The sequence below is a fragment of the Campylobacter taeniopygiae genome, assembly GCF_005406225.1.
In the GTDB taxonomy this organism is placed as follows: domain Bacteria; phylum Campylobacterota; class Campylobacteria; order Campylobacterales; family Campylobacteraceae; genus Campylobacter_D; species Campylobacter_D taeniopygiae.
Genome location: NZ_NXLY01000029.1, coordinates 1 through 4,757, shown reverse-complemented (window position 1 = coordinate 4,757; position 4,757 = coordinate 1). Strand labels below are relative to the sequence as shown.

Here is a 4,757-nt window from a genome sequence, read left to right as displayed (position 1 = left end):
CATCATTTAGTGCCAATAAAAAACAACGCATATTATCTCTATAATCTTTAAAATTTTTAGCAAATTTTTGCATTTGTTTTCTTGTTTCTTTTCCTTCTTCTGTATCTTTTGGAATGCTTTTTAATATTGAAAAATAGAGTTTAGAATATAGTCTATCAAGTTTTTGCAATTCTCCGCTTTTATCACTACAAATAAGTTTTTCTACTTTTGTACTAGCTTTAGCACAATCAAAACTAGGTTTAGCTTCACTTGGAGATTGGGCATTAGTACTAATGCCTAAAATCAAACACAATCCTAAAACTATTAAAAACTTTTTTATGGATATTCCTTTAATTTGCTCTGTATTTTTTGTCGTTTCAAACATCAATATCTCTTTTCATAAGTGCATTTTAATTCTAATTTATCGCCTTTTAAAAGATAAATGCGTTCTGTTGGATAAGTAGATTTTTCATCATCCTGAAATCTGCGATTATAAAGGGTAATATAATTTTTTCCTTTAAACTCCATAACTCCATAGTATAAATAGCCTAGTATAGGATATCCAAATTCAAATTTTGGTGGTTGTGAAATTTTATTGCTTGGCATGGCATATAAATCAAATACTCCAGCAGCAAGGCTGTCAAGACTTCCTTGAAGAATACCTCGAGTACCCGTTCCATAAAAATGCAAATCATCCCCATAGATTTTATCACTTGCTTTATCTAGCTTACCATTTTTATATATCCAAAGTGCTTCATAATAATCCCCTGATATAAAAATCAAATTTTCGGGCACTCCATCATTGTTAATATCAATTTTTCTTTTATACATTTTAGTATTATCGAGAAAATAAAATTTTTCACCACCTTTGTGTTTGAAAGCTTTTGCTATTTCTTCTTTTATAATCTCTCCCTTTTCTGTGCAAAAATCTGTAGTCATACCATATCTACTACTTGTTCCAAAAGTACAAAAGCCTATGCTATATGGAGGATTGACAGAAGGAGGAACTTCTTGCCATTTGCTCTCATCAAATTCATCATCATGCTGTCTTGCATATTCACATAATTCTTTATTGTTAGAATCTAGCACTTTACCTAGAAGTTTAAGCAAGTCTGTAATGCGGTTTTCATAAGATTCTTCCATAAACCAAAAGCGAAATCTATAAGTATCTTCTTCATCATAATCATATTGTAGAAAATCAGCTCTATCAATTTTATTTAAACTTTTAATAAATGCCCTTTGTGAATCTAAAAGATCTTTTAGTCTTTGCTCCTTATCGGGCAATTTAGAGACTTTTAACTCTTTTGTTAATTGTGTATAGACTTCAGCCATATAGCGATCTAAATTTTGTAACTGCCCGTATTTATCATTGCATATTATCTTTTCAACATTGCTTTTTGCTTTAGCGCAATCAAAGCTAGGTTTAGCTTCACTTGGAGACTGGGCATTAGCACTAATGCCTAAAATCAAACACAATCCTAAAACTATTAAAAACTTTTGCATAAAACTCCTTTTTTTGTAAATTAGTCATTTATCTTAGGCATTCAAACAAATATTTTCTCCAAAATCTTGCATACTTACTTTATTTGTAAAAGTATAATAACCTTCTTGTTTATCTGCAGAACTCAAAGAAATAATAGCCACATTTGCCATTTTATGTATTTGTTCTGTGTTAAAATTTTCTAAAGCTTTTGTAGCTATAATAAATTTTGTAGCTCTTTTAAAAAAAGAAGAGTTTTTATCTAAAATCAAATCTATTTTAAAAGCACTTTCATAGTTACCTTCTTCTTTTTGGTTAAGCTTTAAGCTTTCATAAATCCTTCTATTCTCGCAGTTATGAAGAAATACTTTAGTGATGGTTTCATGATTGTTTCCATTTTCATCTAAAATGGTTAAATTATTTATTTTTAAATCAAAATTACCATCTTTATTGGCTGAAATTTCTTCTTCATTGATTTTTAAATGAATATCTAGCATTTTTGAAGCTTTATCTTTTAAAATTTTAAATTGATTTTCCTTAGCAAAGCTATACAATTCTATAGCATTTTCTTTATTGTCATTAAGAGTAACTTTTAAAATCCCATCGTTTTTATTTATAAAATATGATATATTGTTTTTTACTGCTTTAAAGTGTATCTCATCTTCTTTTTTTAAAATAAGTTCTTCTTGAGTGCTACAAGAAAAAGCTTGTGGATTACTTGTTTGTTGTTCTTCTTGTGTTGGATCATATTTTAAATACATAAGTTCGCATTGATCTTCTATTAGCTTAGAGCAATCTATCTTTGCTTTTGCTCCTACAAGTAAAGTAATAAAAGTATTTTTAGGTTGTTCTATTTGTATGATAGATGGGGTGGGATTTGGATAAAGGATAAGAATATTGTAGAGTGTATTTGCTTCTAGTTTTTCAAACTTTTCATTTAAAGTTTTATTTAGCAGGGTAACATTATCTATTTTATTAGCACCTAAATTCTCACAATAATTAGCAATACAATAAATATTATCTAAGCTAAAATCTTTTTTAGTGAGAGTGTTTAGGTAATTAAGATAGGGGAAGAGAAAGTTATCTTTATTTGGAGTGATTCCTTGTATATTTCTAAACTTTTCAGGAAGATTATTTGCTCTTGCATCAGCATTATAAAATTCTTGATAAGTTTGGTTTTGATTTTTTTTAGCATAAAGCAATTCATCTTCATATTTTATAATCCAATCTAAATATGTTTGATTGGGTTTTTCTTTTGTAAAATCCTTGACATAATATTCGCTAATTTCTTTACCTGTCTTTTTACTTTTCCTATGAGTATATTTAAAATTCAGTATTTTAAATATACCTATTGCCATTTTAAAAGCTCTGTTTTCTTTGTATTCAAATCCAAATAATAAAGATTCCCAAAACCTCCTTTTGGCTATGCCATAGACATTACTATTTTCAAAAATCTTCTGATATGAATCTTTATCTTTGTCATCATGTTGATAATTTAAAAAAAAATTAACCCCATATCGTAAAGTAAAAAATGCTAAGAAACGATTATCTTTATCTTTATTACATGTATCAAAGAAATATTTTCTAGGATCAGTCCCAACATTAAAAGCATAGGATAAAATTCCTGCATATTCATTGGTTTCTTCATCCATTTTTAAAGTTTTATCATTAACTACAGAAACTTTACTAAATATAGCTTCAGATACTATTTTTTTAATATTTAATCCTTGCTCTTTTGTGATTTCAAAACTAGCACTACTAGAGCCCTTATATTTCTTTAATAAATTATTAAGTCGTATTCTCACGCTATTTATGGTTGTATCTGTTACAATTTGTTTTGTAATATTATAAAATTCATCAATCTTAGCTTTATTAGCTTTATTATATAAAGCTTCTATATCTTTTTCAGACCTTAACTCTATTACATCCCCAAATAATCCCAATTCATTTAATGTAGCAATCAACCAATTTCTTACTTGCAAATTAACACCATAACCTATAGTTAAAAATCCACTTCCATCTTCTTTTGCATGATCATTATAAGGCAATACACTAAAACCTTCGCTAACCAATATAATTTTTAATGCTTCTTTTTTATATTCAAGATTTTTTGTTGTATCAAACATTAATTATTTCCTTTTTAATAAGTGCATTTTAATTCTCTTTTATCGCCTTTTAAAAGATAAATGCGTCTTTTTGGATAAGTAGTATTCTCTTCTTTATAAAAATCATCAAATCTACGATTATAAAGGGCAATATAATTTTTTCCTTTAAATTCCATAACATCATAGGATAAACGGGTTAGTATAGGAAACTCGGGATTAAATTCTGGTTGTTCTGGTATTCCTGAAATTTTATTGCTTGGTAAGGCATATGTTTGAAATGCGAAGCAAGGCACTTCATTTTCTAAACAAACTTCTTCTTCAGTCTTTTCTCCATGAAAATGCAAATCATCCCCATAGATTTTATCACTTGCTTTTGCATCTAGCTTACCATTTTTATATATTGCAAGTGCACCAAAATAGTATCCCAATGAAAGAACTACATTATCTAATACCCCATCATTGTTAATATCAATTTTTCTTTTATAAATGTAAGGATAGCCTTTTAAGTCTAGGATATTTGCTTCTGCTTCTTTTTTAATCTCTCTCTTTTTTGTGCAATAACTATAAAAAACGCCATATTGAATATTTGATCCAAAAGCACAAAGGCCTATACTAAAGGGAGGATTAATAGAAGGGGAAAGTTCTTGCCATTTGTCCGAATCATTTTTATGCTGTCTTGCATATTCACATAATTCTTTATTGTTAGAATCTAGCACTTTACCTAGAAGTTTAAGCAAGTCTGTAATGCGTTCTTCGTAAGCATCTTCTAGAGAATAAACTTTATTTAAATTTTTAATAAATGCCCTTTGTGAATCTAAAAGATCTTTTAGTCTTTGCTCCTTATCGGGAAATTTAGAGATTTTTAACTCTTTTCTTAATTGTGTATAGACTTCACCCATATAGCGATCTAAATTTTGTAACTGCCCGCTTTTATCATTGCATATCATCTTTTCAACATTGCTTTTTGCTTTAGCACAATCAAAACTAGGTTTAGCTTCACTTGGAGATTGGGCATTAGCACTAATGCCTAAAATTAAACACAATCCTAAAACTATTAAAAATTTTTTCATAATGACTCCTAAAATAGAAATTAATTTTATTTGTAGGTTTTAAACCCCTCATAGCTTAAATTTGTTGTCTTAATTGGCATTTAGCTTCCTTAAATCTATATTCTGAATAAATTTATCAAGTGG

General features: G+C 28.2%; 3 protein-coding genes and 1 pseudogene. All 4 read right to left on the bottom strand.

All coding sequences use genetic code 11. From position 1 onward, the window contains the following. A pseudogene (locus CQA75_RS08630) lies at positions 1-319 on the bottom strand (hypothetical protein); the annotation flags it as partial. A gap of 44 nt (positions 320-363) precedes the next feature. Then, positions 364-1,482 (bottom strand): lysozyme inhibitor LprI family protein, encoded by a 1,119-nt coding sequence (locus CQA75_RS08625; protein ID WP_137624567.1) that lies wholly within the window; start codon positions 1,480-1,482, stop codon positions 364-366. Between the two features lie 33 nt (positions 1,483-1,515). Beyond that, entirely contained in the window at positions 1,516-3,585 is a 2,070-nt protein-coding gene (locus CQA75_RS08620; protein WP_246023815.1) for a hypothetical protein, read from the bottom strand. Positions 3,586-3,599: 14 nt separating this feature from the next. Beyond that, positions 3,600-4,634 (bottom strand): lysozyme inhibitor LprI family protein, encoded by a 1,035-nt coding sequence (locus tag CQA75_RS08615; RefSeq protein WP_137624566.1) that lies wholly within the window; start codon positions 4,632-4,634, stop codon positions 3,600-3,602. Positions 4,635-4,757 lie beyond the last annotated feature (123 nt).